This is a genomic window from Flavobacterium sp. (assembly GCF_044373165.1).
In the GTDB taxonomy this organism is placed as follows: domain Bacteria; phylum Bacteroidota; class Bacteroidia; order Flavobacteriales; family Flavobacteriaceae; genus Flavobacterium.
Window position 1 is genome coordinate 1 of record NZ_JBILQL010000152.1, and the last position, 24803, is coordinate 24803.

33 protein-coding genes are annotated in these 24803 nt (G+C 30.1%); all 33 read left to right on the forward strand.

Features of this window, described 5'->3' with window-relative positions; all coding sequences use genetic code 11:
* Positions 1 to 328 precede the first annotated feature (328 nt).
* The 33 genes from ACIQ32_RS11945 to ACIQ32_RS12105 all read left to right on the forward strand — a co-directional run bounded on the left by ACIQ32_RS11945 (position 329) and on the right by ACIQ32_RS12105 (position 24803).
* Positions 329 to 946 carry a hypothetical protein gene (locus ACIQ32_RS11945; RefSeq protein WP_396195903.1) on the forward strand — a complete coding sequence of 206 codons (618 nt, stop codon included), beginning with the start codon at positions 329 to 331 and terminating at the stop codon, positions 944 to 946.
* 2 nt (positions 947 to 948) lie between these two features.
* Positions 949 to 1458 (forward strand): hypothetical protein, encoded by a 510-nt coding sequence (locus ACIQ32_RS11950; protein ID WP_396195904.1) that lies wholly within the window; start codon positions 949 to 951, stop codon positions 1456 to 1458.
* Entirely contained in the window at positions 1458 to 2288 is an 831-nt protein-coding gene (locus ACIQ32_RS11955) for a hypothetical protein (protein WP_396195905.1), read from the forward strand. Before ACIQ32_RS11950 ends, ACIQ32_RS11955 begins: the two co-directional genes overlap by 1 nt.
* Positions 2288 to 2722 carry a recombination protein NinB gene (locus ACIQ32_RS11960; protein ID WP_396195906.1) on the forward strand — a complete coding sequence of 145 codons (435 nt, stop codon included), beginning with the start codon at positions 2288 to 2290 and terminating at the stop codon, positions 2720 to 2722. The genes ACIQ32_RS11955 and ACIQ32_RS11960 overlap by 1 nt, the downstream gene beginning before the upstream one ends.
* Positions 2722 to 3270, forward strand: a complete 549-nt coding sequence (locus ACIQ32_RS11965) for a recombination protein NinG (protein ID WP_396195907.1) — start codon at positions 2722 to 2724, stop codon at positions 3268 to 3270. Before ACIQ32_RS11960 ends, ACIQ32_RS11965 begins: the two co-directional genes overlap by 1 nt.
* Positions 3257 to 3487, forward strand: a complete 231-nt coding sequence (locus ACIQ32_RS11970) for a hypothetical protein (protein ID WP_396195908.1) — start codon at positions 3257 to 3259, stop codon at positions 3485 to 3487. Before ACIQ32_RS11965 ends, ACIQ32_RS11970 begins: the two co-directional genes overlap by 14 nt.
* A gap of 132 nt (positions 3488 to 3619) precedes the next feature.
* Positions 3620 to 3880 carry a hypothetical protein gene (locus ACIQ32_RS11975; protein ID WP_396195909.1) on the forward strand — a complete coding sequence of 87 codons (261 nt, stop codon included), beginning with the start codon at positions 3620 to 3622 and terminating at the stop codon, positions 3878 to 3880.
* 18 nt (positions 3881 to 3898) lie between these two features.
* Positions 3899 to 4132, forward strand: a complete 234-nt coding sequence (locus ACIQ32_RS11980; RefSeq protein WP_396195910.1) for a hypothetical protein — start codon at positions 3899 to 3901, stop codon at positions 4130 to 4132.
* Positions 4133 to 4135: 3 nt separating this feature from the next.
* Entirely contained in the window at positions 4136 to 4363 is a 228-nt protein-coding gene (locus ACIQ32_RS11985) for a hypothetical protein (protein WP_396195911.1), read from the forward strand.
* Between the two features lie 13 nt (positions 4364 to 4376).
* On the forward strand, positions 4377 to 4721 hold the full coding sequence (locus ACIQ32_RS11990) for a hypothetical protein (protein ID WP_396195912.1): 345 nt from the start codon (positions 4377 to 4379) through the stop codon (positions 4719 to 4721).
* A 70-nt stretch (positions 4722 to 4791) separates the two neighbouring features.
* Positions 4792 to 5520: an NUMOD1 domain-containing DNA-binding protein gene (locus tag ACIQ32_RS11995; RefSeq protein WP_396195913.1), complete on the forward strand. Its 729-nt coding sequence runs from the start codon at positions 4792 to 4794 to the stop codon at positions 5518 to 5520.
* Positions 5493 to 6233 (forward strand): hypothetical protein, encoded by a 741-nt coding sequence (locus tag ACIQ32_RS12000; RefSeq protein WP_396195914.1) that lies wholly within the window; start codon positions 5493 to 5495, stop codon positions 6231 to 6233. Before ACIQ32_RS11995 ends, ACIQ32_RS12000 begins: the two co-directional genes overlap by 28 nt.
* Before the next feature lie 84 nt (positions 6234 to 6317).
* Positions 6318 to 6845, forward strand: coding sequence for a hypothetical protein (locus ACIQ32_RS12005; protein WP_396195915.1), 528 nt, complete (start codon positions 6318 to 6320; stop codon positions 6843 to 6845).
* Positions 6846 to 6868: 23 nt separating this feature from the next.
* Positions 6869 to 7174 carry a hypothetical protein gene (locus tag ACIQ32_RS12010; RefSeq protein WP_396195916.1) on the forward strand — a complete coding sequence of 102 codons (306 nt, stop codon included), beginning with the start codon at positions 6869 to 6871 and terminating at the stop codon, positions 7172 to 7174.
* Positions 7175 to 7246: 72 nt separating this feature from the next.
* A complete protein-coding gene (locus tag ACIQ32_RS12015) occupies positions 7247 to 7555 on the forward strand; it encodes a hypothetical protein (RefSeq protein WP_396195917.1) in 309 nt (102 codons plus the stop codon).
* Positions 7545 to 8933, forward strand: coding sequence for a phage terminase large subunit (terL, locus tag ACIQ32_RS12020; protein ID WP_396195918.1), 1389 nt, complete (start codon positions 7545 to 7547; stop codon positions 8931 to 8933). The genes ACIQ32_RS12015 and terL overlap by 11 nt, the downstream gene beginning before the upstream one ends.
* Complete coding sequence (locus tag ACIQ32_RS12025; protein ID WP_396195919.1) at positions 8930 to 9469, forward strand: hypothetical protein; 540 nt, start codon at positions 8930 to 8932, stop codon at positions 9467 to 9469. Before terL ends, ACIQ32_RS12025 begins: the two co-directional genes overlap by 4 nt.
* Positions 9469 to 9642 carry a hypothetical protein gene (locus ACIQ32_RS12030; RefSeq protein WP_396195920.1) on the forward strand — a complete coding sequence of 58 codons (174 nt, stop codon included), beginning with the start codon at positions 9469 to 9471 and terminating at the stop codon, positions 9640 to 9642. The genes ACIQ32_RS12025 and ACIQ32_RS12030 overlap by 1 nt, the downstream gene beginning before the upstream one ends.
* Complete coding sequence (locus tag ACIQ32_RS12035; RefSeq protein WP_396195921.1) at positions 9642 to 10076, forward strand: hypothetical protein; 435 nt, start codon at positions 9642 to 9644, stop codon at positions 10074 to 10076. The genes ACIQ32_RS12030 and ACIQ32_RS12035 overlap by 1 nt, the downstream gene beginning before the upstream one ends.
* Positions 10069 to 10533 (forward strand): hypothetical protein, encoded by a 465-nt coding sequence (locus ACIQ32_RS12040; RefSeq protein ID WP_396195922.1) that lies wholly within the window; start codon positions 10069 to 10071, stop codon positions 10531 to 10533. The genes ACIQ32_RS12035 and ACIQ32_RS12040 overlap by 8 nt, the downstream gene beginning before the upstream one ends.
* The gene (locus tag ACIQ32_RS12045) at positions 10533 to 11627 is read left to right on the forward strand and encodes a hypothetical protein (protein ID WP_396195923.1); all 1095 of its coding nucleotides are present in this window, start codon (positions 10533 to 10535) and stop codon (positions 11625 to 11627) included. Before ACIQ32_RS12040 ends, ACIQ32_RS12045 begins: the two co-directional genes overlap by 1 nt.
* Positions 11624 to 13807, forward strand: a complete 2184-nt coding sequence (locus ACIQ32_RS12050) for a hypothetical protein (RefSeq protein WP_396195924.1) — start codon at positions 11624 to 11626, stop codon at positions 13805 to 13807. The genes ACIQ32_RS12045 and ACIQ32_RS12050 overlap by 4 nt, the downstream gene beginning before the upstream one ends.
* Positions 13807 to 17031 carry a phage tail tape measure protein gene (locus ACIQ32_RS12055; RefSeq protein WP_396195925.1) on the forward strand — a complete coding sequence of 1075 codons (3225 nt, stop codon included), beginning with the start codon at positions 13807 to 13809 and terminating at the stop codon, positions 17029 to 17031. The genes ACIQ32_RS12050 and ACIQ32_RS12055 overlap by 1 nt, the downstream gene beginning before the upstream one ends.
* A 713-nt stretch (positions 17032 to 17744) precedes the next feature.
* Positions 17745 to 18803 carry an ATP-dependent Clp protease proteolytic subunit gene (locus ACIQ32_RS12060; protein ID WP_396195926.1) on the forward strand — a complete coding sequence of 353 codons (1059 nt, stop codon included), beginning with the start codon at positions 17745 to 17747 and terminating at the stop codon, positions 18801 to 18803.
* Positions 18804 to 18805: 2 nt separating this feature from the next.
* Positions 18806 to 19876: a hypothetical protein gene (locus ACIQ32_RS12065; RefSeq protein ID WP_396195927.1), complete on the forward strand. Its 1071-nt coding sequence runs from the start codon at positions 18806 to 18808 to the stop codon at positions 19874 to 19876.
* A 35-nt stretch (positions 19877 to 19911) separates the two neighbouring features.
* Positions 19912 to 20496, forward strand: coding sequence for a hypothetical protein (locus ACIQ32_RS12070; RefSeq protein ID WP_396195928.1), 585 nt, complete (start codon positions 19912 to 19914; stop codon positions 20494 to 20496).
* The gene (locus tag ACIQ32_RS12075; RefSeq protein WP_396195929.1) at positions 20477 to 20911 is read left to right on the forward strand and encodes a hypothetical protein; all 435 of its coding nucleotides are present in this window, start codon (positions 20477 to 20479) and stop codon (positions 20909 to 20911) included. The genes ACIQ32_RS12070 and ACIQ32_RS12075 overlap by 20 nt, the downstream gene beginning before the upstream one ends.
* Positions 20911 to 22089 carry a hypothetical protein gene (locus ACIQ32_RS12080; protein ID WP_396195930.1) on the forward strand — a complete coding sequence of 393 codons (1179 nt, stop codon included), beginning with the start codon at positions 20911 to 20913 and terminating at the stop codon, positions 22087 to 22089. The genes ACIQ32_RS12075 and ACIQ32_RS12080 overlap by 1 nt, the downstream gene beginning before the upstream one ends.
* Positions 22086 to 22595: a hypothetical protein gene (locus ACIQ32_RS12085; RefSeq protein ID WP_396195931.1), complete on the forward strand. Its 510-nt coding sequence runs from the start codon at positions 22086 to 22088 to the stop codon at positions 22593 to 22595. Before ACIQ32_RS12080 ends, ACIQ32_RS12085 begins: the two co-directional genes overlap by 4 nt.
* Position 22596: 1 nt before the next feature.
* Entirely contained in the window at positions 22597 to 22950 is a 354-nt protein-coding gene (locus ACIQ32_RS12090) for a hypothetical protein (RefSeq protein ID WP_396195932.1), read from the forward strand.
* Complete coding sequence (locus ACIQ32_RS12095; RefSeq protein WP_396195933.1) at positions 22943 to 24022, forward strand: hypothetical protein; 1080 nt, start codon at positions 22943 to 22945, stop codon at positions 24020 to 24022. The genes ACIQ32_RS12090 and ACIQ32_RS12095 overlap by 8 nt, the downstream gene beginning before the upstream one ends.
* Positions 24023 to 24034: 12 nt before the next feature.
* The gene (locus ACIQ32_RS12100; RefSeq protein ID WP_396195934.1) at positions 24035 to 24349 is read left to right on the forward strand and encodes a hypothetical protein; all 315 of its coding nucleotides are present in this window, start codon (positions 24035 to 24037) and stop codon (positions 24347 to 24349) included.
* A 19-nt stretch (positions 24350 to 24368) separates the two neighbouring features.
* On the forward strand, positions 24369 to 24803 hold the full coding sequence (locus ACIQ32_RS12105; protein ID WP_396195935.1) for a phage holin family protein: 435 nt from the start codon (positions 24369 to 24371) through the stop codon (positions 24801 to 24803).

Genomic DNA, 24803 nt, shown 5'->3' on the forward strand with positions numbered 1-24803 from the left:
AGATGATTATTTAGATGATTTTTTTATATTACCAATTAAAGAACATAGAAAAGCACATACTTTTTTAATCAAATATGATAATATTTTTAAAGGTAATAATGAAGAAGTTTTAGATACAAGAGAAAAACATTTTAAATATTTATTAAGCAAAGAAATAAATTTCTAAAATTGTTAATAAAAACCTGCAATTAATTTTGCAGGTTATATTTTTTTTGTATATTTGCATACGTAAACCATCACTTACAGGAAAATATTGCTAATTTATTAGCACGACAAACCCTTAAAGATGTGTGATGGCTCTTTAGGGGTTTTGTCTTTTTATTATAATATGAAACCAACAAAACGAAAAGCATTTAATTTCTTAAGAAGTTATTTTGATGTTTTTAATGAATTGAAAGAAGACAAGGATAAACTTGAATTTTTAACTTCAATCATTAATAAACAATTTTTAAATGAAGACCCAAAAGATTTATCTTTTATTGTAAAACTATGTTATGAAAGTCAAAGGCATATTATTGAATCAAGTGTAAAAGGTTGGTTAAGGGTAAGTAATACTGATGTTTTAGGTAACCCTACAATAGACCCCACGACTAACCCTATGAATAACCCTATGACTAACCCCCAAGAAGAAGAAGAGAAAGAAGAAGTAGAAGTAAAAGAGAAAGAAGAAAATATAAATAAGCCTTTGCCTTTTTCTTTTTATAATTCTTTAATTAATTTAGGTGCTAAAAAAGAATTAGTTTTTGATTGGATTAAAGTACGTAAAAACAAAAAATTAACAAACACACAAACAGCTTTTAATAAATTTGTAATACAATACAATAAAAGTGGATATAATATAAACGAGGTATTAGAAAAATGTGTTGAGAAAAGTTGGGGTGGTTTTGATGCGGATTGGTTTTCAAAAACAAATAAACAAAATACACGAATACCATTAAAATTTTAATTATGAGTTGGAAATCGCAATCAGCATTTAAAAGATTAGGAAATACTTTTAAAAGACTATACGAAAAGAAACAAGTTTATAAAGAAGATTTTGAAGCATTAAAAACTTTGCAAGAAGAGATTAACTATTTAACCGAATTAAGAATTACTGAACAAACGTTATTTGCAAAGGTAGTATGTGCCAATATGTTTTTTTCTTTATTAAGGCACGGAAATATAAACGCATCAATTAAAGAAGTTCAAAACGATTTAGATTTACCTTTGATTTCACATTTAGAACGATTAACAAGCGAACTAAATATACAAGCATTACAAAACTTAATGAAAGAAAAAGGTATTACTTTTGAATTAGTTGAAAGTTTAGAAGCTAAAAACAATAATTTAGAATTAATAAAAAAACACGAAAAAGAATTTAGTAATAAGATTTTAGAAAAGTGGGAGTTTGACGATGTTAAAAAATCTTTTGAAAAAACTATAAACGAATTTATTACTAACACAAATAATTATACATAATGGATATAAATTTTGACGAATTAATTAGCGAAGAAAATTTAAAATATTTTAATATAAATGATATTGAAATTAGTAGTTATGTAGATTTAAGCGAGGAACTTTTACCACCTGATACGCTTTTATCTATTGGCGAACATACGTACAAAGGAAATAGTTATCCAACTTCTTTATGTACTTCAAGTGAATTTTCTGCAATTATAGCTGAAAGTAAAAAAAAGAAATCGTTTATTAAATCTGCATTTATAGCCAGTTTTATAGGTGGAAATACAAATCAATTATTTCCAAACATAAAAAGCCATCGTAAAGAAGATTTTACTATATTAGATTTTGATACAGAGCAAGGTGCTTATTATGCACAAAGAACATTTAGACGAGTAAACGATATGGTAGGGAGTTTATACACGCATTACAAATGTTACATAACTCGTAATTTACCAAGTGAGCAAAGATTAAAGTTAATTGATTATTGTTTATCTAACCAAAATAAGTTATATGATAAAAAAGTTAAGTTTGTTGCTATTGACGGAATTGCTGATTTAATAGAAAATACTAACGATATTGTAATGAGTAAACAAGCATCTGATTATTTGACTAAATGGACTTACGAATATGGAATACACATTATGACGGTTATACATAAATCAGGAACTACTGGAAAACCTTTGGGGCATTTAGGAACTTATGTATTAAAAAAAGCAGAAAATGTAATATCTTTAGAACAAAATGAAGATGGAAGTATAAACGTTTCAAATCCATTCTCAAGAGGTTATAGATTTGAAGATTTTAACTTTGATGTAAATAGTAATGGTTTACCTTATTTAATTGAATAATGAATTACGAAATAATCAGCGAGGTTAAAAACGGAACTTTAACACGCAATACAAATTTAATTAAAGATGCAATACAAACTTTTGAAGGTAAGCAAATAGTAATTAAAATAGAAAAGGCAAAGAAGAAAAGAAGTACTCCTCAAAATTCCTACCTATGGGGTGTGGTTGTGCCTATTGTTCAAAACACTCTAAAAGAAGTTGGGCATACTTTAACAAAAGACCAAACACACGACTTACTGAAACTTAAATTTTTAAAAGAAACTTTAATAGTAGATGAAAGCACAGGAGAAACTATTGAAAGAATAAAATCAACAACTGAATTATCAACCAGTCAAATGATGGATTATTTTGCAGGAATAAGAGAATGGATATTTGATTTTTTTGGTGTTACTATTCCTGAACCAAACCAAGATTTAACTTTAACTTTAGAATAATGCAAAAAGTATATCAAAGAAAATGCGTAAGCTGTAAAGATAAATTTACACCGCAGAATAATACCCAAGTTGTGTGTTCGATTGCTTGTTCAATACAATTTATGAAAAGTAAAAAAGCAAACGATTGGCAAAAAGAAAAGAAAGTACTTAAGGAAAAGTTAATGACAAAATCAGACTACTTAAATATTTGCCAAAAGGTTTTTAATACTTACATACGTACAAGGGATAAAGGAAAACCTTGCGTGTCGTGTGATAAGTTTTTAAAAGAAAACGATGTAAATGCTTCACACTTTTTTTCCGTAGGTTCAAGTCCTAATTTACGATTTAATGAAGATAACGTACATAGTTCCTGCATCAAATGTAATAAAGAATTGCATGGAAATATAATAGAGTATGCTTTAAGGCTACCAAAAAGAATTGGAATAGAAAGATATAACCAACTTGTAAACGATAGAAATAAACCCGCTCTATTGACTATTGAGGATATAAAAGAATTAATAGCAATATACAGAGTAAAAACAAAAGAGCTTTTAAATGGCAAAGCGTAAAGAAATAGAACGTTTACCTGACTTTGGAAATAAAAACTATGAGCTAATTAAAAAAGGTTACAAAGTATATCCTGTTTACCATAAATATAAATGGTGGATTGAATACGAATATAAAGAAGAAGTAACACGATTTACAAAACCAATATCAGCAAACGAAATCAATCTATCTATTCATAAGACAATTTTACATTTACACCAAAAAATATTTGGTAGTTAAAAAAACTATTTTTATATTTGCATCATACTTACGCTTCAACAATTTAGTAAGTTTAACAATATTAGCCTATTTGTAGGAGTGTTGAGGTTGAAGCCAACGCAAATACAGGTAGGCATTTTTATTTAAAATATTATGAGCAAAAAACACCACCAGCAGAGCCACAAAATAGCAGTACTAAGTTATTTACTAATTACAGAGCTAAACAATATTAAAGCCAATAGTTTATTAGCTAAAGAAATAATAGACAAAGGCGAACAACTTGAAAAATCATTAGAGCCTATGCTTGAGGTTATTTTCGATAGCAAACAAATAAGCAAAGGAACTTATTTAAATCAAATGGGTTATCAAATAGAAACAGTAATAAGAAAGAATTACGAAAGAATAACAGAGTAATAATTAAACAAATAATATATGGAACAGACAGCAGTAGAATTTTTACAAGAGGCATTATCTATTCATTTTACTCACGAACAAGAGATGCAATTTATAGGTCTTTTTAATCAAGCATTAGAAATGGATAAGGAACAGAAATTAGAAGCATTTATAGAGGGCTACAAACAAAAATCCGAACAAAGTAATTTAATTTTTGATAATGATTCAAGAATTTTTGCAATCCATTTATACAACGAAACATTTAATAAATAATATATGAAAAACATTTTTAAAAAATACAGGGTAAAAGAAATAAACGGTAAGTTTATACCACAACGCAGAGATTTCCCTTTTTGGGAAGGTATTGATAAAGAACTTAATTTTTTATGGTTTGGAAGTGAATATCAAGAAAAGTATTGCTTATTTGATAATTTAGAAGATGCAAAAACACACTTATTTAAATATAAAGAAAAAGAAAAAGAAAAAATAAAATATTATTATTAAAAACAAATAAGATATGAAACACGAATTTAAAATAATACCAAAAGAAGAAGTATTGGCTAATAGAAGTAACGCTTATGAGTTTATTGATTTTGATAAACAAGAAACACTTGAATATGGTTTATTACAACACATTAAATTCTGTCTTGAATGTGGTAACGAAGCACAAGCTATAAGACTTATTGAGAAATATGGTTTTGAAAAACAAGAACAAAACAAGAATAAGTATAGTGAGGAAGATATGAAACTATCTTTTGAAGCTGGTCATAAAAAAGGATTTAGTGGTTATCCAAACATAGAAAATTGGAAAGAGTTATCTTTTGAAGAATGGTTTGAACAATTAAAAAAAAATAAGATATGAAAAACATACACGTATTACCAAAGTTGGTATAATTATTGTATCTTTGTATTGAACTAAAAATTTAATACAAATGGCATACGTATATACTTATACAAGACTTGATAAGAATGAAATCTTCTATGTAGGAATAGGTTCTGATACTAAATACAAAAGAGCAAAAAATCTATCACTAAGAACTGATTACTTTAAAAAAATTATAAACAAAACTGAACACAAATTAGATATAGTTTTTGATAATCTATCTTGGGAAGAAGCTTGTTTAAAAGAAATAGAGCTTATTGCTCTATATGGAAGAAAAGACTTAGGAAAAGGTACTCTTGTAAATTTTACTGATGGAGGAGAAGGAAGAAAAGGTTCTCAAAACAGAATAACTCCAACGTATCAAATAGATTTAAAAGGAAATATTGTCAAAGAGTGGATTAACATAGAAACTATTTGTAAAGAACTTAAAATTCATAGACAAGCTTTATATGCTGCTCTTAACGGTAAAGTATTAACTTGTAATAATTTTATATGGTTATATAAAGAAAAATATTCTTCAGATAAAGTTGATAACATATTAATAAAGTTAGAAAAAGAAAAAGTTAGAAGAAAAAATAATCCTACACCAGGTAAAAAACCAATTGCAGTATTACAGTATGATTTAAACAATAATTTTATAGCAGAATATAATTCTGTTACAGAAGCATCAAAGAAAACATTAACAAGATGTTCTTGTATAACACAATGTGTTAATCCAAAATACAATAGAACAACAGCAAATAATTTTATATGGAAAAGAAAAGAAATTTATGGGTAATTCCAACAGACAAGCCAAGTAAATTATATTTAAGTTTTAATAATATATTAGATTTAGATAATCACGAAAGTCAAAATACTTTGATTCATAAAAACCAAAACATCTACATTACTTCTGATGAAGAAATTAAAGATGGGGATTATTTTTTTAATAAAAGCACAAATTACATAAGAAAATATACAAATTGCAATCTTGATAAATCAGACAAAAAAATCATTCTTACAACAGACCAAGACCTTATCAAAGATGGTGTTCAAGCTATTGATGATGAGTTCTTACAATGGTTTGTTAAAAATCCTACTTGTGAGGAGGTTGAAGTTGAAAAGTTTAGAAGTTTTAAAGAAATATATAGTCCTTATGAATATATGATAATCATTCCAAAAGAAGAATCTAAACAAAAATTACCAATAGTAAATGGTAGTTATGGTTGCACTATTGAAACTGAAAAACAGGAAACACTTGAAGAAGTTAATACATCATCTTTAGAAAATTTATTAGAAAATAATTATGATTTTAATGTACAATTTCATCAATTAAAAAGAGAATCTATATTTTCTTTTGCAGTGGTAATTTATGGAGAATCTTTATCATTTAAAGAATGGCAAGAAAAACATTACGGTAAGTACATTGAAATATCTAAATGGCAACAAGAACAAAACAAGAATAAGTATAGTGAGGAAGATATGAAAGAAGCATTTGAAAATGGAGTATGAAGTGGAAAGTATCAGCAAGAATATGGTCTAAAAGGAAGTATGGATTTCAATTACTTTATTAAAAAACTTAAAAACAAATAAGATATGATAACCATAGAAGATATTAAACAAAATTTAGGAATTGATATATCCAAACCAAATAGAAAAGTAGTTCCTATAGTTTTAAAAGCGATGTACGCTGAAATGCTAACTAATAAATTAAAATTACCAATAGGTAAGTTATTTGAAAAAATAGGAAATGATATAAAAACAGATAGAACCAATATTTATAATTTAAGAAAAAAAATAAAATATTATAAATTAGACCCAGCAACTAAATTAATTATCAAAGCATTTCAAACTCAAGATAAAAAATACATACAAGATTATTATAATTACATAGAAAAGCAAAAACAAAATAATAGCAAGTTATTTTATAGTTATCAACCTGTAATTAAAATAAAAATTAAAAATAGAATGAATAATTTGCAAGTAGCAACTTTTCTAAAAGCTAATAACGATTTTAAAACTAAAAAGTATTGGGACGTATTAGTTACAGAATATACAGATAACGATTGGTTAAAATTAAGAGATATGAATCCTGAAATGTTTGATAAAGTTGTTAATAATTAAAAATAAATAAGTATATTTGTAATATGAAAAAAATATTATTATTAGTAACACTTGCTATCGGAATGGTAGCGTGTTCAACAGATGAAGTACCAACGCCAACAACACAACTTGTATATTGTAATTGTTATAAGGTTTTAGAATATAACGATTACACGTATAATTGGAATACAGGACAAGGTAGCTCAACTGGTTGGTATTTTGTTTTAAATGTAGTAAATTCTACTTCAACAGATTGCACAACTAATGGTGTAATTTTACCTTTGCAAACTTATACTAATACAAATAATACACTTACAAGGTATAGCAGACATAGAACTGTTTGTAATTAAATTTAAACCGATATGTAATGTATCGGTTTTTTTTGTATATTTGCGTATTGAATAATCAATACTTTTTTCAATATGGAAAAAACAAAAGGAGGAGCGCGCGATGGCGCTGGAAGAAAACCAAAAGTAGACGAAGAAAAAGTAAACAATTTATTTTCTATTGCTTTAAAGGAATTATACGATAAAGAAACAGATGACGAAGCAAAGATACATTTTATTAAAAAAGTATTGTTAGAAAGCCAAAGAGGTCAGTTATTTGTAGCAGAACACGTATTTGGAAAAGCACCTCAAGAAATTAAACAAACTAATTTTAATATCGAGGCTAAGGATTTAGACGATGCAGAAATAAAAAGAATAAAAGAGGCTTTAGATAATGCTTACTAATGAAGAAAAGGTTTTAAAAGTAATGTGTGAAAGTGATTTATTATTTTTCACTAGATACATATATAAAGAAAATACAAGGCGCAATTTTAACACTGCGCCTCATTTTGTAGAAATAGCTAACACACTTCAAGAAGTTGCAAAAGGCAATATAAAAAGGCTTATTATTAACATTCCGCCACGTTATGGAAAAACAGAGCTAGCCGTTAAATGTTTTATTGCTTGGTCACTTGCAAAAAATCCCTCTTCTAAATTTATACACTTATCATATTCCGATAGTTTAGCACTAGATAATTCAAGTCAAACAAAAGAATATATTGAAAGTGATTCGTTTCAAAAGCTATGGCAAATGAAACTTAAAAAAGATGCACAATCAAAATCAAAATGGTTTAATGATTGGAGCGGTGGTGTTTATGCTACTGCTTCAGGTGGTGCGATTACTGGTTTTGGTGCGGGTGTTACGGATTCAAAAGAATTTAGCGGAGCTATTATTATTGATGACCCTTTAAAACCTGACGATGCATTTAGCGAAGTAAAAAGAAAAGCGGTTAATGAAAGATTTAACAACACAATTCGTTCACGTGTAAACGATAGAGATACTCCAATTATTGTAATTATGCAAAGATTACACGAAGACGATATGTCTGGGTTTCTTTTAAATGGAGGTAGTGGGGAAGAGTGGACCCATTTATGTTTACCAGCTTTAAATGAAAACAACGAGCCATTATGGAAAGAAAAACATACCTTTGAAGAATTAGAACAAATTAGGCAAGGAAGCCGATATACTTTTGCTGGTCAATATATGCAAACTCCTTCGCCTGATGAGGGCGGTGAATGGAAAAAGAATTGGTTTCAAATTATACCAAGACAATTAATTCCGCCTATAAAATGGAATATGTATATTGATGGTGCGTATACAAAAGATAACGCAAACGACCCTACAGGAATACAAATTGCTGGAAAATATAATAACGATTATATTATACTAACTTCTATTGATAAATATTTAGAAATGCCTGAACTATTAAAATTCATTCCTGAATTTATAAAAGCTGTAGGCGTTCAAATAAGCATGATTTATGTAGAACCAAAAGCAAGCGGTAAAAGTATTGCACAATTAATAAAACAACAAACAAGATTAAATATTGCAGAAATTAAAAGCGACTTTGTGCAAATGTCAAAAATTGAAAGGGCAAGGTCTGTAAGCCCATTTATTGAAAGCGGAAGAGTAAAATTAATAGAGGGTAGTTGGAATGAACATTATCTACAACAAATTGCAGTTTTTCCAAATGGTAAACACGATGAGCATATTGATTTAACATCTTATGGAATTGAAAAAGAATTAATGCAAAAGAGCAATAATATTAATATTAGAGTATGAAACAAATAACAGTAAGACAATACACAGAATTGTTACCGAAAAAACAATTACCTTACATTACATTGTTCACTTCGCTGAAAGAAAAAGCATTGCTTAAAATCAAAATAAATGAACTTTCTTATAATGAAGTTAGAAGCATATTTAAAAAATTGTCAACTTCTGCAGAAATTGAAGACGTAAAAGATATATTTGTCATTGCTTTAAAAATAGATGAATTAGAATTTTATGAGCTACCTTTACAAAACTTTTTCCAAATAAAAAAATATATATCAAATTATTTTGTAAATTTGCAAAAGAAGGAAGTTCAATTATTGCAATCTGTAAATGAAGATACAGGAGTTTGGGATATGGCTGGAGGAGAAAGGTTAAACGAATTTGCAGATATATTACCACTTTCACAATTAGCTAAAATATACGGAGGTTATCCGTTTGATTATGGAACTAAAAAATATGTAGAAATAATATATTTGCTTAGAATGAATAACATTCAAGGACAAGTTGAAAATGAATATCAAAAATTAAAAAGTAAAAAGTAATGAAAAGTAGAATTATACTTAATAAATTTATTAAAGAAATTGATCATAATGCTTTAGCTGAACAAGGTAAAACAATTGATGACGTTTCTTTATGCGTTACCGAAAAGATTTACAACGGTATGAAACCATTTTTAAAAGATGGTAAGTACAAAGGGTTTAAATTATATTGTTAATGGCGGATTTAGTTAGAATATTAGAAACAGTTTCAAAGGCTAATGGCATTGAGTTTAAGTATGGTAATAAATCACACTTAAATTTAATCGATGCAAATTCCGACCTTTGCCCTGATAAAATACATTTGCTTTTATTTCCATTAAGGCGTGGTAATGTAGTGGATAGTGCAAGGGTTTATAATGGTAATTTCTTCTATGTAATGCCAGATGATTTTGCACAAGAATATCATAACGAAACAGAACAGGAACAATGTGAGGCTAAATATACGCACCGAATAGAACCATTAATAAAATCATTAGACTTATTAGAGCAAAAGTTAAAATGGTGCAACGAAATTGATATAGTTAGTTTTGAAAGCGTTGATGCTATTGATGTACTCGATGCCAATATGTCGGGATTATGGGTAACATTCCAATTTAGAGTATATGAGTAGCAAAATACTTTCAAAGGAATTTGAATTATTAAAAGACGATTTAATAAAAGCCTACGACGCAAAGGGAATGCGTGCAAGTGGTAAGTTTGCCGATAGCTTAGAAGTTAGGGTAAACGGATTAACAGCGCAGCTATGGGGAGAAAGTTATGCACAAAAATTAGAAACAGGGCGAAGACCAGGGGCGTTCCAACCAATTAGTGCAATAGAGCAATGGATTAAAGACAAAGGCATAGCAAACAGAATACAGGGCGAAATATCAATAAGTAGCTTGGCATTTTTAATAGCACGTAAGATAGAACAAAGAGGTTGGAAACGAGAAGAGTATGGAGGCGTGGAATTAATTAGCGAAGTAGTTACAGACGTACGCATTCAAAAGATTATAGATGAGGTAGGGGTTGAGCAGGCAATGATATACAGTACTGAAATTATAAATTTAACAAAAGAATTAGCAATATAATGGCGATAATATTTGACAAACAATTAGACAATGAAACTTTATTATTGAGTTACAATAATAACACAATAACATTTTATAGCGATACAAACGTTACAAATACAAAAGCGACCGTTTTATTTGCTGGTTTAATTTTTACGCTTTTTCCTGACCCACTTGGTAAGTATCATTTTAATTTTAAACATAGCGTTTCTACATTATTAAACCAAAATAATTTTTCAGACTTTGTAGATTTAAATACTACTTTTTTAATTGATTATACAGGCGATATTTTTAGAAATATTGAAATTGATTTTACAATAGGGTTTATAAACAACACTACCGAAAGCACATCATACAATTATAACTTTTTAAGTGCATTTGTAAACGTACAGAATTACAAAAAATTATATTCAAATTATCCATTTGATATTGAGATTCAAATGTTTTTAAAACCAATTACGTATTTAAAATATTGGGTAGGTTATCCTTTTGATTTTACTTTTTATAATGGATTGAGAAATGATATTGATATAACAGTAAATGGAACTTTAGAAACTTATACAAATGACAAGGCTATAAATAGAATAGTTGTAAATAATGGTAATGGAAGTTTAGGGATTGTTGATGATTTTGCAATTTCTAATGGTTACAATAGAATTACTGTAAATGATAATAGTATTGACTTTGAGCAAATAACAAATAGTTGTGAGGGGCATTATTTAAAATGGTTAAATTCATTCGGTGGTTGGAATTACTGGCTATTTAACAAAGGCAACAATACGCTTACAACAAAAGATACAGGAATTATAAATAACGATTATGAAGACGTTGTAGATAGCATATCGCCTTATGTGGCTATTGGTAAAACTTCTGAAAATAATATAACAATAGTACAGGAAAATATAACGCCTGAAGAATTTTCAATTTTAAGGGATTTATTAGACAGTCCTAAAGTTTATTTATACACAGGAACTTATAACGAAATTTCCGTTGCTAATGATTGGTTAGAAGTTACAATAAAAAGCGGAGCTTTTAGAACTTCAAATGCACGTGAGAAAATGACTTCTTTAAACTTGAATATTGATTTACCAATGAATACTACTAAAACACTATGAGGCTAATTATAAACGGATTTGATATTGAATTAGAACCAGACGAAAAGATAGCGAGAACTTTACAAGTTAACGATATTTTAAGTTTGAATAATAGACAGGCAAATTATACAAATAGCTTTTCTATTCGTAGAACTGACAAAAATAAAGAAGCGTTTGAAATGTTGGGCGTTGTTGGTATTACAAGTTATTTGCCTTATCAAAAAAATGAGGTTTATCTTTATACAGATGACGGCGAATGCATTATTTATAAAGGGTGGGCGGTTATTCAAAGTACAGACAAAGATTATAAGATTAATATTTACGATGGTAATATTGATTTGTACAAGGCAATAGAAAATAAAAGTTTAGGGGATTTAGACTTGTCAGAAATTGACCACAATAAAACGCTTACAACTGTTGTAAATTCTTTTACTGCTAATTTAAATTACAAATACATAGTAGCCGATTATAACGGTAAAATGGTTTATAATACCAATAGAATTAATATTGATTATTTAGTTCCTAGTGCAAAGGTTAGTTATTTATGGAATAAGATATTTGAAACTTATGGATTTACTTACGAGGGTAGCGTTTTTAATACGGTAAATTTTACAAACCTTTGGTTGTCATATCCAAAATTTGTAGCTCCAGTAGACGTGCCTATCGAATTATTTAACGGTAAAACAGTTCAAGTTGTTGGCACATCATTTGAACAACCTTTGGCATTTACACAATCAATTGTTACTGATACTATTTTAGATTTTGATAAAAAGGAATTTATAATACCAACAACAGGTACTTATCAGTTAGAAATAAATAAGTTAGGAAACGGAAGTATTAATTATTTTACCGATAGTGTTGATGGCGAAATATTAGTATTTTCAGCAAACACACCAAGAATTTACAGAAATGGAGTTCAAATTATAAGTCCATCTCAAAATGCAACAGATATAAATCTAATTGCAAACGATGTTATTACTGTTTTGTACGATTTTCCTCCTAATATTCTAGGGTTACAAGTTTCTTATGGAGGCACTTTTGAAGACCAACTAATTATAAAAGAGTATCAGGGTCAAATCGTATCTTTTACAAACGAATTAAAGGATTTTAATATTAAGGATTTTATTACTGAAATATTAAATCGTTTCGCATTAACACCATTCAAAGACAAATATACAAATCATTATAAATTTTTAACATTACAGGAATTGTTACAAGATAATTCAGTTGTGGATTGGAGCCGTGAACAAAATAAATTTGTAGAGAAAATATCAGAAAGATATATTTATGGTAGCTATGCACAAGAAAATAATTTTGCTTACAAATACAATGACAACGAAAGCGACTATTACAATAGCGAAATTTTAATAAATAATGTAAACCTTGCAGATGCTAAAACCGTTGTTAATTCTCGAGTATATGCGCCTGAAAAAGACCCTACATTTTTAATACACGATTTACAAACTAATGTTTATAAAATGTGGAATAAAGAAGTCAAAGATAATGGCGATGTAGAATACAAAGGATTGCAAAAAAGATATTATCTAATGCGTGAAAATACTCACACATTTACAGATAGTACTCAAATAGGAAGTCAAAGTGCTGGTTTGCACCAAGCAATTACAACTATTCCAGTTGAAAGTTTCTATAATTTACGAATGGAAGATATTGTAAGAAATTATTATAAAAATATAGGCTCGATTTTAAATCTATCAAAAATGGTGGATGCTACTATTTACCTAAATGAAACCGATATAGCTAATATTGATTTTAGCAAATTATATTGGATTGAACAATTAAGCAGCTATTTTATTTTAAACAAAATAAGTAACTTTACAAAAAAAGGAATTACAAAAGTAGAACTTATAAAAGTAGATTATACAGGTAGCTCAAATGCTTTTCCAAAAACATTAATAGAAGAGAATATAATATTAGTACCTCGCATTCATTTAGGATTGGGTCAAGTTGTAGGAGAATACCAAGCGAGAACACCATTTACAATATATCAAGATACTATCTATAATGCTAATGAATATCAATTACCTACAACACCGATAGGAGCTACTTTAATTTCAAGGAATATGAATTCAATTACAGTAGAATTTGCAACTACAGGAACTTATACAGTTTCCACAATTGTAGCGAGTACTAGCAAAGGGGTTTCAATAACATCAAATGAATTAACAATAACAATAACATAATGGCACAAAAAATCGTAATAGCAGAGTTAGACATCGACATAAACGCACTTTTAAAATCTACTTCGGATTTAAAAAAAGAAATTGACGCGCTTAAAAATACACAAAAAGATTTAGCAGCAAGTGGCGATAAGTCAAGCGAAGCATTTGTACAAAATGAAGCGGTTTTAAAATCTTTAAATAGTGCCTATGCTTCAAACGTTAAAGTAATACAGGAAAGCGGACAAGCTACAAAAACGCAAGCCGACCAATCTGAACTTTTAGCGTTAGCATTAAGTCAAGAAGCAACGAGCATAGCCGAAGCAAGACAACAAAATCAATTGCTTAATAAATTACGCAATGAAACCAACACCACAACTGCTGAAGGTAGAAATCAATTAACAGCATTAAACGCTAAGCTAGACCAAAATAATAAGTACATAAAAGAAAATGCAGATGCTTATTTACAACAAAAAATAAACGTTGGAAATTATAAAGAAAGCATTAAAGAGGCATTTCAAGAAATGAATATTTTTAATGGTGGAATTGGTGGCTTTATACAGCGTAGTCAAGAAGCTGGAGGTGTTACAAATTTGCTATCTGATTCATTTGGCACGATTAAAAATTCCATTATAGGAATGACAAAAGCCGCACTTACTTTTATTGCCACTCCAATAGGTGCAGCGCTTGCTGGATTAGTTGCTATTGGAGCGGGTGCTAAAGAAATATTTGATTTCAACAAAGGATTAGTTGAAATGAATAAAGAGTTAAAAGCACTCGGTGTAAACTCAAAAGAAATATCTTCCGTTAGAGATGAATTAAAAGCAACTGCCGACACATTTGATAAAGATTTTAAAGACATAGCGAGCAAAGCGAATTCACTTTCGCAATCTTACGGAATATCAATGTCAGAAGCCAATAGGATAATAGCTGAAGGATTGGCAAATGGTGGCGCTCAAAATCAGGAGTTTTTAGATTCACTTGGAGAGTATGATGTTTTCTTTGCAAACGCTGGTTTTTCTGCTCAAGAATTTACAAATATTATAAACTCAGGTTTTGAATTAGGAATTTATGCAGATAAATTACCAGATGCTTTAAAAGAGGCAGACTTGGCATTAAAAGAAAATACAAAATCGACACGTGACGCTTTGGTAAATGCTTTTGGTGCTTCTTTTTCAGATGAAATTTTAACAAAAGTAAAGACAGGCGAACTGACAACTAAACAAGCTATTGACGAGATAGCAAAAGCATCACAAAATGCAAACCTTTCACAACAGCAATATGCACAATTAACAGCCGATGTTTTTAAAGGTGCTGGTGAAGACGTAGGAGGTTCTCAAAAAATATTTGAGGCATTAGGAAAAGCAGCTACAAAAGAATTAAACTCTACTACTTCGGCATCTTTAAAATTAGTTGAAGCAAATGAGCGTTTAAATAAGGCACAATCTGCACTTTTTGAAGTAGAAGGTTTTGGCGATATTTGGACAAACATAAAGGCTTTATCTGTAGATGCGTTATCTTCAATGTTAGAATATATTTCAGACGTTAAAAAAGACATACAGCCTCTTTTGGATATTATTGCTGTTCTTTTTGTTGGCGCATGGAATAATTTAAAATTTGTTGTAACTAATGCTTTTGATATAGTTTCTGGTGTTATAAAATCTTTTGCAAGTTATTTTAATGGTGTTGTTCAATTTTGGAAAAAAGCATTAACAGGGGATTTATCAGGAGCTTTTAGATCGTTAGCAGATGGTGTTGGTAACGCTTTTAAACATATTGGTAATATTTTTGTTAATCTTTACAATAATGCTATTAAATTAGTTAGCGGTTTAGTCGATGCAACTGCTCCAATTTTAAAAACATTAGGCATTGATGTAGATGCACTTCAAAAGAAAATAGAAGGGTTTAAGTCTAAAACTTTTGAAATAAAAGGACAAACCACTACAAATACAACTTCTGCAACTACTACTACAACAAAACAATTTGGATCAGGTGGTGGTGGTGCTACAGCAGACGAAGCTAAAGTTCAGCAAAAAATTGAAGAACAAAAAGCAGCAGCAAAAGCAAAGGCAATTGAAGACGAAAAGAAAAAATTAGAAGAACTAGCAAAAGCAAAAATAGATTTAGCAAAAGCCGAATTGGATTTATTTTTAGCTACTGAAAAATCAAAGCTAGATGGTGCTAAATTTTTAACAGATGAATTAATTGCAGAAGAAGAACGTAGATTAAAAGAAATTGAAAAAAGAAAACTTGAGCAATTAGCAATTGAAAAGAAAGTCGATGTTTCTAAATTAGAAAATAAAAAATTAAACAATGAGGCGTTAACTCAAGCTGAAATCGAATATGAAACTCAAAGAATAATTTTAGCTGGTGAAACAGAAAAAACAATACAAGCCAATAAGAAAAATTTAGAAGACCAAATTAAAACACAAAAAGCGGAGCAGTTAGCAGCACAAAACGAAATAGATTTAGAAAACGCTCAAACTAAATTCGAAGAGGATATGATAAGAGCGCAACAAGTTTACGATGCGGAGCTTGTTCAATTAAAGGCGAATTTAGAATCTAGAAAAATAACCGAAGACCAATACCGACAAAAAGCGCAACAAGCCGAAGATAAAAAAAGAGAAATGGAACGCTTGGCATCATTAAATGATACTAGCGCAAAACTTCAAGAAATGCAAAAGGTAGGTGCTGGTTTAGAAGGATTGTTTGGTAAAAACAAAGCCATATCATCTGCAACCGCTTTAATAAATGGTGGTTTAGCTGTAACTGAAATTTTAAAAACTCCTTCGGTATTACCAGAGCCAGCCGCATCTATTTCAAGAGCTATTCAAATTGCTGGAACTATTGCTACAACCGCTCGAAGTGTGGCGCAAATTAATGGTGCAAGATTTGAAAAAGGAGGTATTCAAGAAATTGGAGGCAAACGTCATAGCGCTGGAGGCACTAAATTTTGGGGCGAAGACGGTACAACTTTTGAAGCTGAAGCTGGCGAAGGAATTGGGATTTTAAACCGACGTGCCTTTAGTTCCTTTATGGATTTTAATAATTCTAACGGAGGCGGAGTTAGTACGGGTGGATTTTTTCAAGGCGGTGGAATTATTACACAAGGAGTACGCCCTGAAACTTTAAACATCGATAGCGTTGTTGAAGCAATAACAAGCATTCCAGCTCCTAGAGTTGCTGTCGAAGAAATACAAACTGTTGGTAATAGATACGCACAAGTTATTAATGGTGCCAATTTATAAAATAAATTTGTATATTTGCAACGTGGGAAAATTATTTAACATATTAAACGGCTGGGGAAACTTCATTGATAAAAGTGAGGTTACAGAAAAGATAGCTGAAGAGCGTGCCAAAATTTGCGTGACTTGTTTTGAATGCAAAGAGGGCGAACTATTGGCTTTAATAAAAGATGACTTAAAAGAAATACAAGGGCATTATTGTAAATTATGTTACTGTCCAATAAGTGCAAAGATTAGAAGTGAATTAGAAACTTGTCCGCTACACAAATGGTAAACTACGAATTTTTAAAAAAAATTAATTATAAGGTATTTTTAGAATATGTAAAACGTGGAATTATTCCAGTACATATTATGGATTATATTACAGTTTATGAAACTTATTTAAGTGAAGTAAAAAATAATAAAAAATCAATAGCTATAACTTATTGTGCGGACAAGTATAATTGTTCAGAAAATACTATTAGAAACATTATTAACTTTATGCTTCGCTAAAATTTTATACAATTGATTTTTAAACTCCTGGTATTCGGGAGTTTTTTTATACGCTGGAGTGAATGCTTTTTTTATAGCCCGATAGCTTTGAACACTCAAAGAATAAATAAGTGCTAATAAAGAAATTGTAAGTAATATCATACTCAAAATTACCTACTTACAATATATTTTTTTACAAAATACGTTGTAAAAAACACAATAAATAGCCTCGTATCTTTGTACGTATGGAAGGAACTATTTATATAAACGGACTTATCGGAAGCTATGAAGACCAAAAAGGTACAGAGCTTATCGATATTATTCAACAAGTCAAAGCACAAGCAGGTGCAACTTCTTTTCGTGTACATATAAATTCAGAGGGTGGTGTTGTAGATACTGGCTTTGATATTTTCAATTACATTAAATCTTTAAAATTACCAATTACAACTGTAGGCAGTGGCTTAGTTGCTTCTATTGCTACGGTTATTTTTATGGCTGGTGATAAAAGAATTTTAACAAGTGGTACTCAATTTATGATTCACAGCCCTATGGGTGGAATTGATGGCACCGCTGATGAAATTGAAGCGTATGCACAAAGCGTAAGGGATTGCGAAAATAAACTTATTAAATTTTACACAAACCAAACAGGATTAGGAACTGATGCAATTGCACCGCTATTAAGAAATGAAACTTGGTTAACAGAAGACCAAGCAACATCTTTAGGTTTTGCAACAGTATTAAACGAGCCTATCCTTGCAAAAGCGTATCTTAAATTAAATAATGATAAACCAATGACAAAAGAAGACAAAAGCTGGATTGAAGAGAAATTCTCTGCAATTCTAAACACATTTAAAAAGCAAATTGTAAACATAGTTTTACAAGACGCTAACGGTGTAGCGATAGACTTTGCAGAAGTAGCAGAAGGAGAAACTCCAGCTGTTGGTGCAATGGCTACGATTGACGGACAACCTGCAGAGGGAGAGTACATTATGCCTGACGGTAGTACTTATATTTTCGCTGCTGGAGAATTAACAGAAATTGTTGTAGTAGACGACGTTAACGAAGAGTTAGACGCCTTACGTAAACAATTAGCTGAAAAAGAAGCTGAATTACAAGCTAATGCTACAAAAATTGAAGAGCAAGAAGCTCAAATTACTAACATCGTAAAAGAGGTTAAGGAATTGAAAGCTGGTATCACTTCAAGATTTACAGCAGAAGAGAAAAAAGAAAACAAAAAAGGTGAGCTTGTTACAAACAACGCTTTATCTGCATTAGAAAATTTAAAAAACAAAAGACGTAAATAACTATGGCATCAGAAATTACATCAAGTTTTGCTTTTAATAGAGAAGAACTTAAAGACTGGTCAAAAGTAATCAATGAATTAACTTTTGGCGACCCAACTCTTAATGAGTTGCACGATATCGAACAAGGTATCAAATACAATCAGCAAATCGTATTCGCTGGTAGAATGGGTTTAATGGGTAAAACCGTAACAGGGTGTACGCCAAACGCAGTTGCGGGTGTTGCATTAACTGAGAAAACTTGGACTCCAGTTGATATGGACTTTAGATTAGAACACTGTTCAGCTGACGCAAACGCACAAGACAAATTGATTCGTCAAATGTCAAAAATGAATCCTGACTTTTACAATGTAATTGAAGGTTCAAACAGTGTAGTAGGTAACTTTTTAGTTGCTAAAGTTGTAGAAGGTTTTAACGAAAACTTACTACGTCAAGCTTGGTTTAATGATACTGCTGCAGCCTTAACAACTGGTGGAGGTGTATTTAAAGTAGGTACTGACTTAGGTTTCTTTAATTCTTACAACGGATTTTTCAAACAAATTTTTACAGAGGTTCCAACTACTGACGCTAAATATGTAGCAATTACTAAAAACGCTGGTGCATCTTATGCATTACAAGCATTAGCTTCAGGAGATGCAATCGCAACTTTAAAATCTATGTATGCAAAAGCTGACTCTAGATTATTAGATTCAGGAAATGCTAAATTTTACGTAACACGTTCAATATTTGATGGTTACTTAAATGACTTAGAATCAATCCAAAATAGTGGAGCTGGTAATACTATTATAAACGAAAATGGATTAGTAACATTAACTTACAGAGGAATTCCTGTTGTAAAAATTGATGTTTGGGATAGAGTTATTGCAGCTTACCAAGACAACGGAACTAAATGGAACTTACCTCACAGAGCGGTTTTATCAACTCCAAGGAACTTAAAAATTGGTACTTTAGCAACTGATGACTTTGGAGCTTTAGATGCTTTCTATGACCAATATCATAAAGTAAATGTTATCGATGGTGTTTACACTATGGATGCTAAACATTTAGAGAAATATTTAACAGTAGCGGCTTACTAAGCCGTTACTTTTTTTAACTTTTAAAATATAAAAATATGGCTTGCGAAGGATTAATCACCGCAGACTTTTTATTTGATTGTGCAAATCCAAGTGTAAGAGGTTTAGAAACTGATGTATTGTTAATCAATGCTGAGGATATAAACATTGCTACTACTACGGTAAGTGGAACGAATAAAATATTACTTACAAACTTGGCATTAAAAGCTACTAAAACGGCTTTTTTATTACAAGGTGTAAAACAAATCAATGGTACTAGTTACGAATTGGTTAAAAAAGAATTTGGACCTGACAAATTTAAACATATGTTTACAGGTGTTATTTTAAATCCAAGTGCTGCAAACAAATTACAAGCTACTCATCTTTCAGAAGGTGGTAAATATGTAGTTGTTGTAGAGCAAAAATGGAAAGGTGCATCTAATGCTGATGCGTTTCAAGTTTATGGGTTAAAATCAGGTTTAGAGTTAATGACTTTGACTTACAACTCAAAAGAAAACGACGGTACAATTTCATTCACTTTGGAAAGTACAGAAGGATTTGAAGAGCCTACAGTTCCAATGACATTATTAGAAACTGACTACGCTACAACTAAGACTGCATTTGATGCAAAATTTAGCTCATAAGTGGCATGAAATGAATGTGGAATCAATTATCGGGGGCAAGACCTCCGATAATGTTTCACTTTTAAAATTATTCTTAATAGATTATAAATTAGAATTCTTTGTTGAAACTGTAAACGCTGCTTGTCAAAAATGCATTGTAAGTTATCACAAAGAATTTATTAAAAAGTACAGAAAAATGGAAAATAAATCACAATATTTACTGCACAAAAAAAGAGAAGGTTTACAATTAGAATTTGGTGGTTCTCTTTTAATTACAAATGAAAACATTACAGACCGTTACGCTGAAAAGTTAATAAAAAGATTTAAAGATTTAAACAAAGATTTTAAATTAGAAGATTTATTCGAGGTATATCCTACAGAAATAAAAGAAGTAAAAGAAACTACACAAATTAAAAATAAAAAAACCACTAAATAATGAAAGTTACAGTCCTAGATATAATCAAAAGGGCGGTTAAGTGGGATAAAAAATTAGAAATTTATCAAAACGGAGAGGATAATTTATACCCTGAGCGAATTGATAGAGTTATAAACAACTCCGTAACTGCTAAAATGGCATCTGAAATAATGGTACAATACTTATTAGGTAAGGGGTTTGGCGAAGCTGATAACTTTCAAATAAATACAGACCAAAAATTAATTGATTTTGCTATTGATATAGCGGATAGTTTAGTACGCCAAAGAGGTGTAGCCATTCATTTTGATTATAACCTAAATTTTGAGGAGTTAAACCCAAAAGTTATTGATTTTACAAAAATACGTTTAGGTAAAAAAGATAGTAAAAATTATAACGGAAAAATACTATTCAAAAATGACTGGTCAGATAGTAAAGAAACCCCTATAATTTTTGATGTATTTAACAAAAATCAAAATGTAGTTAAATCACAAATTGAAAAGGCTGGAAGTATTGAAAAATACAAAGGACAAATTTTGTATATAAATTTAGATAGCAGGTATTTTTATCCACTATCTAGAATTGATGCGGTTTTAAATGATTGCGATTCTGAAAGTCAAGCGGCTATCTATAAGAATATGATTTTACGCAAAGGTTTCTTTGGTAAAACAGTTATAATGACGCCTCCTTTAGTAAGCAATGATGAGCCTGAAATGATTGTAAACGATGCGGGACAATTAGTAAGAAACAGACAATTTGCAACAAGACAAGCGGAGGCGGATGAGGTTAAGGCAACAATTGAAAAGTTTATCGGTAGTGAAAATGCTGGCGGTGCTTTGATGATTGAAAGCCCGGACTTTATAAATGGTATAGATAGTATTTTTAAAATACAAACTATTAATTCTGAGCTTGATGATAAGATGTTTGAATATACTGAAAATTCAGTATCTAAAAATATATTAATGGCGTTTAATAACTTGCCCGTTGCTTTGGTCAAATCACCTGATAGTGCAATGTTTGGTAACAGCGGGGCAAGTTTATTAGAGGCTAAAAAAATGTATTGGGAAAACACATCAAAAGAGCGCAATATGTTAGAAACTATTGTAAATGATATAGTGCAAAATTTACCAAATTGGAATGGAAAATATATTTTTATACAACCGTTAATCGCTTTACCAGCACCTAACAACACGATAGTATGATAACAACGCCTTTAATAACACGTGCTGAAATACAGCAATACAAACAGTTAAGTAATTCAATTAATAATGCAAAATTAAATGAATTAATTTTACAGGCACAAATGGTGGATTTATACCCTTTGTTAGGTGAGCAATTATACTACGATGTAATAAATAATACTTCAGATTGGACTGATTTATTAGAAGGTGTTATTTACGAATATAATGGCATAACATATACTAACGTAGGTTTAAAAGCTGTTTTAGCGCATTATGCTTATGCAAGATATGTTCTTTATGGTGATGTAATAGATACTGCATTTGGTTTAAAAGCCAAAATGAATAATGACGTTTCAGAAAAGATTGACTACCCAATGAAAAAAACATTATACGAGCATAATTGCAACTATGCTTTTAACCTTTGGTTGAATGTTGAAAGCTATTTAATGCGAAATAATATAGCAAAGTATTTTAAATGTGGTATAAAATCGAATAATAAAAATTTTAGAATTTCAAGAATAGGATAACATGAGCTGTGCAAATAACAATTTTATAAAAGATATAAGACAAGGCGATACTTTTACAGGTTTAAAAATGACTTTGTATGATGGTGTGGGCGAAGATAAAACTCCTATGGATTTAACAGGTTATACTATTAATATTCCATTTAAAAAAGGGGCTGGTCAAAATAATGCTTTTTTATTTTCAACAGAAGACAATACTATTACAATTCCAACGCCTACAAATGGAGAAATATTTTTAATGCCTCGTGATATGAATTACCCAGCATTTAATTATATTTTTTCTTTAGAAATAATTACAGAAACTAATACTAAAATAACTTATTTTACTAACTTTTGGCAAATTACACAAGATGTCTAACACAACTATTATAATTGAGCCTAACGACTTTTCGGCAACTGTTTTAATTGAGGAAAACGATATTTTAACTACGGTTGTTTTAGAGCAAAACAATAATGATGTTACTATTGTAGCTAATGGATTAGGAGAGCAAGGTTTAAAAGGAGATAAAGGCGACCAAGGTATACAAGGAATACAAGGTATACAAGGTATTCAGGGAGAGCAAGGCATACAAGGTTTAAAAGGAGATAAGGGAGATAAGGGAGACCAAGGCGAACCAGGAACTACAATTACAAATACTTCAGAGCTTGTTAACGATGGCGAAGATGGTGTTAATCCGTTTATAACTTTAGAAGATATTCCCGCACCAATTACAATAGATGCTGTACCAACTGACGGTAGTTCAAACGCTGTAAGCTCGAATGGTGTATTTGATGCTTTAGCTACAAAGCAAAATGTAATCACAAACCCAGTTACAGGAACAGGTGCAAATGGTCAAGTTGCTTTTTGGAACGCCACAAATACTCAAACAGGGGATAATGGTTTGTTTTGGGATAATACAAATAAGAGGTTAGGGGTTGGAACAACAACACCACAAGCAAGACTTGACGTTCGCTCACAAGGGGTATTATCCACTGACATACCTTTTAGAGTTAGAAATAGTGTTGATACGCTAGATACAATTCAAGTAAGAGGAGATGGCGTTACAAACTTTAACTTAGCAACAGGGCAAAGCATCTCTTTAGTGTATTTAGCAGGTACAGCTATTAATATTGATGGAACTAGATTTGTCGTTAGAAGTGGAAACTCTTTTTCAGTAGGAAGCGGAAGAGATTTTTTACGATTACAAACTGTAGCTACCGATAGGATAGTTATTGATTCATTAGGAAGAGTAGCGATAAGTACTGCTAACCCAGTAAATTCAGCCCAATTACAAGTAGATAGTACAAATCGGGGTTTCCTACCGCCAAGAATGACAAACGCACAAAGAATAGCAATAGCAAGTCCAGCTATTGGATTAATGGTGTATTGTACCGATGTGGTAGAGGGATTATACGTAAACAAGTCCACTGGATGGCAATTTATAATTTAAAACAAAAACAAAATGGGATTATTAGTAAAATCAACAGAAACAACAAAAATTATTATTACTGGCACAACTATTGAAATGCCTGAAGTGTATTGTAGAATCGAGTTTGCTGGTAGAGCAAACGGAACTACTTTAGAAATTGCCACATCAAACTACGCAAGTATAAAAGCTTTCAAAGAGAGAGCGAATGAAATTAGTACAAACGTACCAAATGGTAACATTACAGTAGAATTGCAAAAAGGCGAAACTCAAACTATTGAAACTGCGTTATATTATACGCAAGTTGCACTTGAACAAGCTGGTTACGAAGTTGTAAATTTATTAAAATAAAACATATTATTGATTAGTAATGAAAACATATCTTAATTATATATTTACAGGATTAGCTTTATTTTTTGCACCTATTCAAGGTTTACTTATTTCGGTAGGTATTGTTATATTTTTAGATACGTTTACAGGTGTATTTAAAAGCATAAAACTAAATGGGTGGGTTTCCATTAAAAGTAGAAAATTATCTCACGTTATAAGTAAAATGTTATTATATCAGCTTACTATAATTATGTTATATATAATTGATAAATTTTTATTAAACGAGTTTGTTACTCAACATTTTACAATTCAATTTATGTTTACCAAATTAGTAGCAATACTTTTAATTTTTATTGAGCTTGTAAGTATTAAAGAAAATATAGAAGCTGCTTTAAAAATTGATATTTGGAAAATGTTAAAAACATTATTAAACAGAGCAAAAGAAGTAAAAGAAGATATTGATTTAATTAAATAA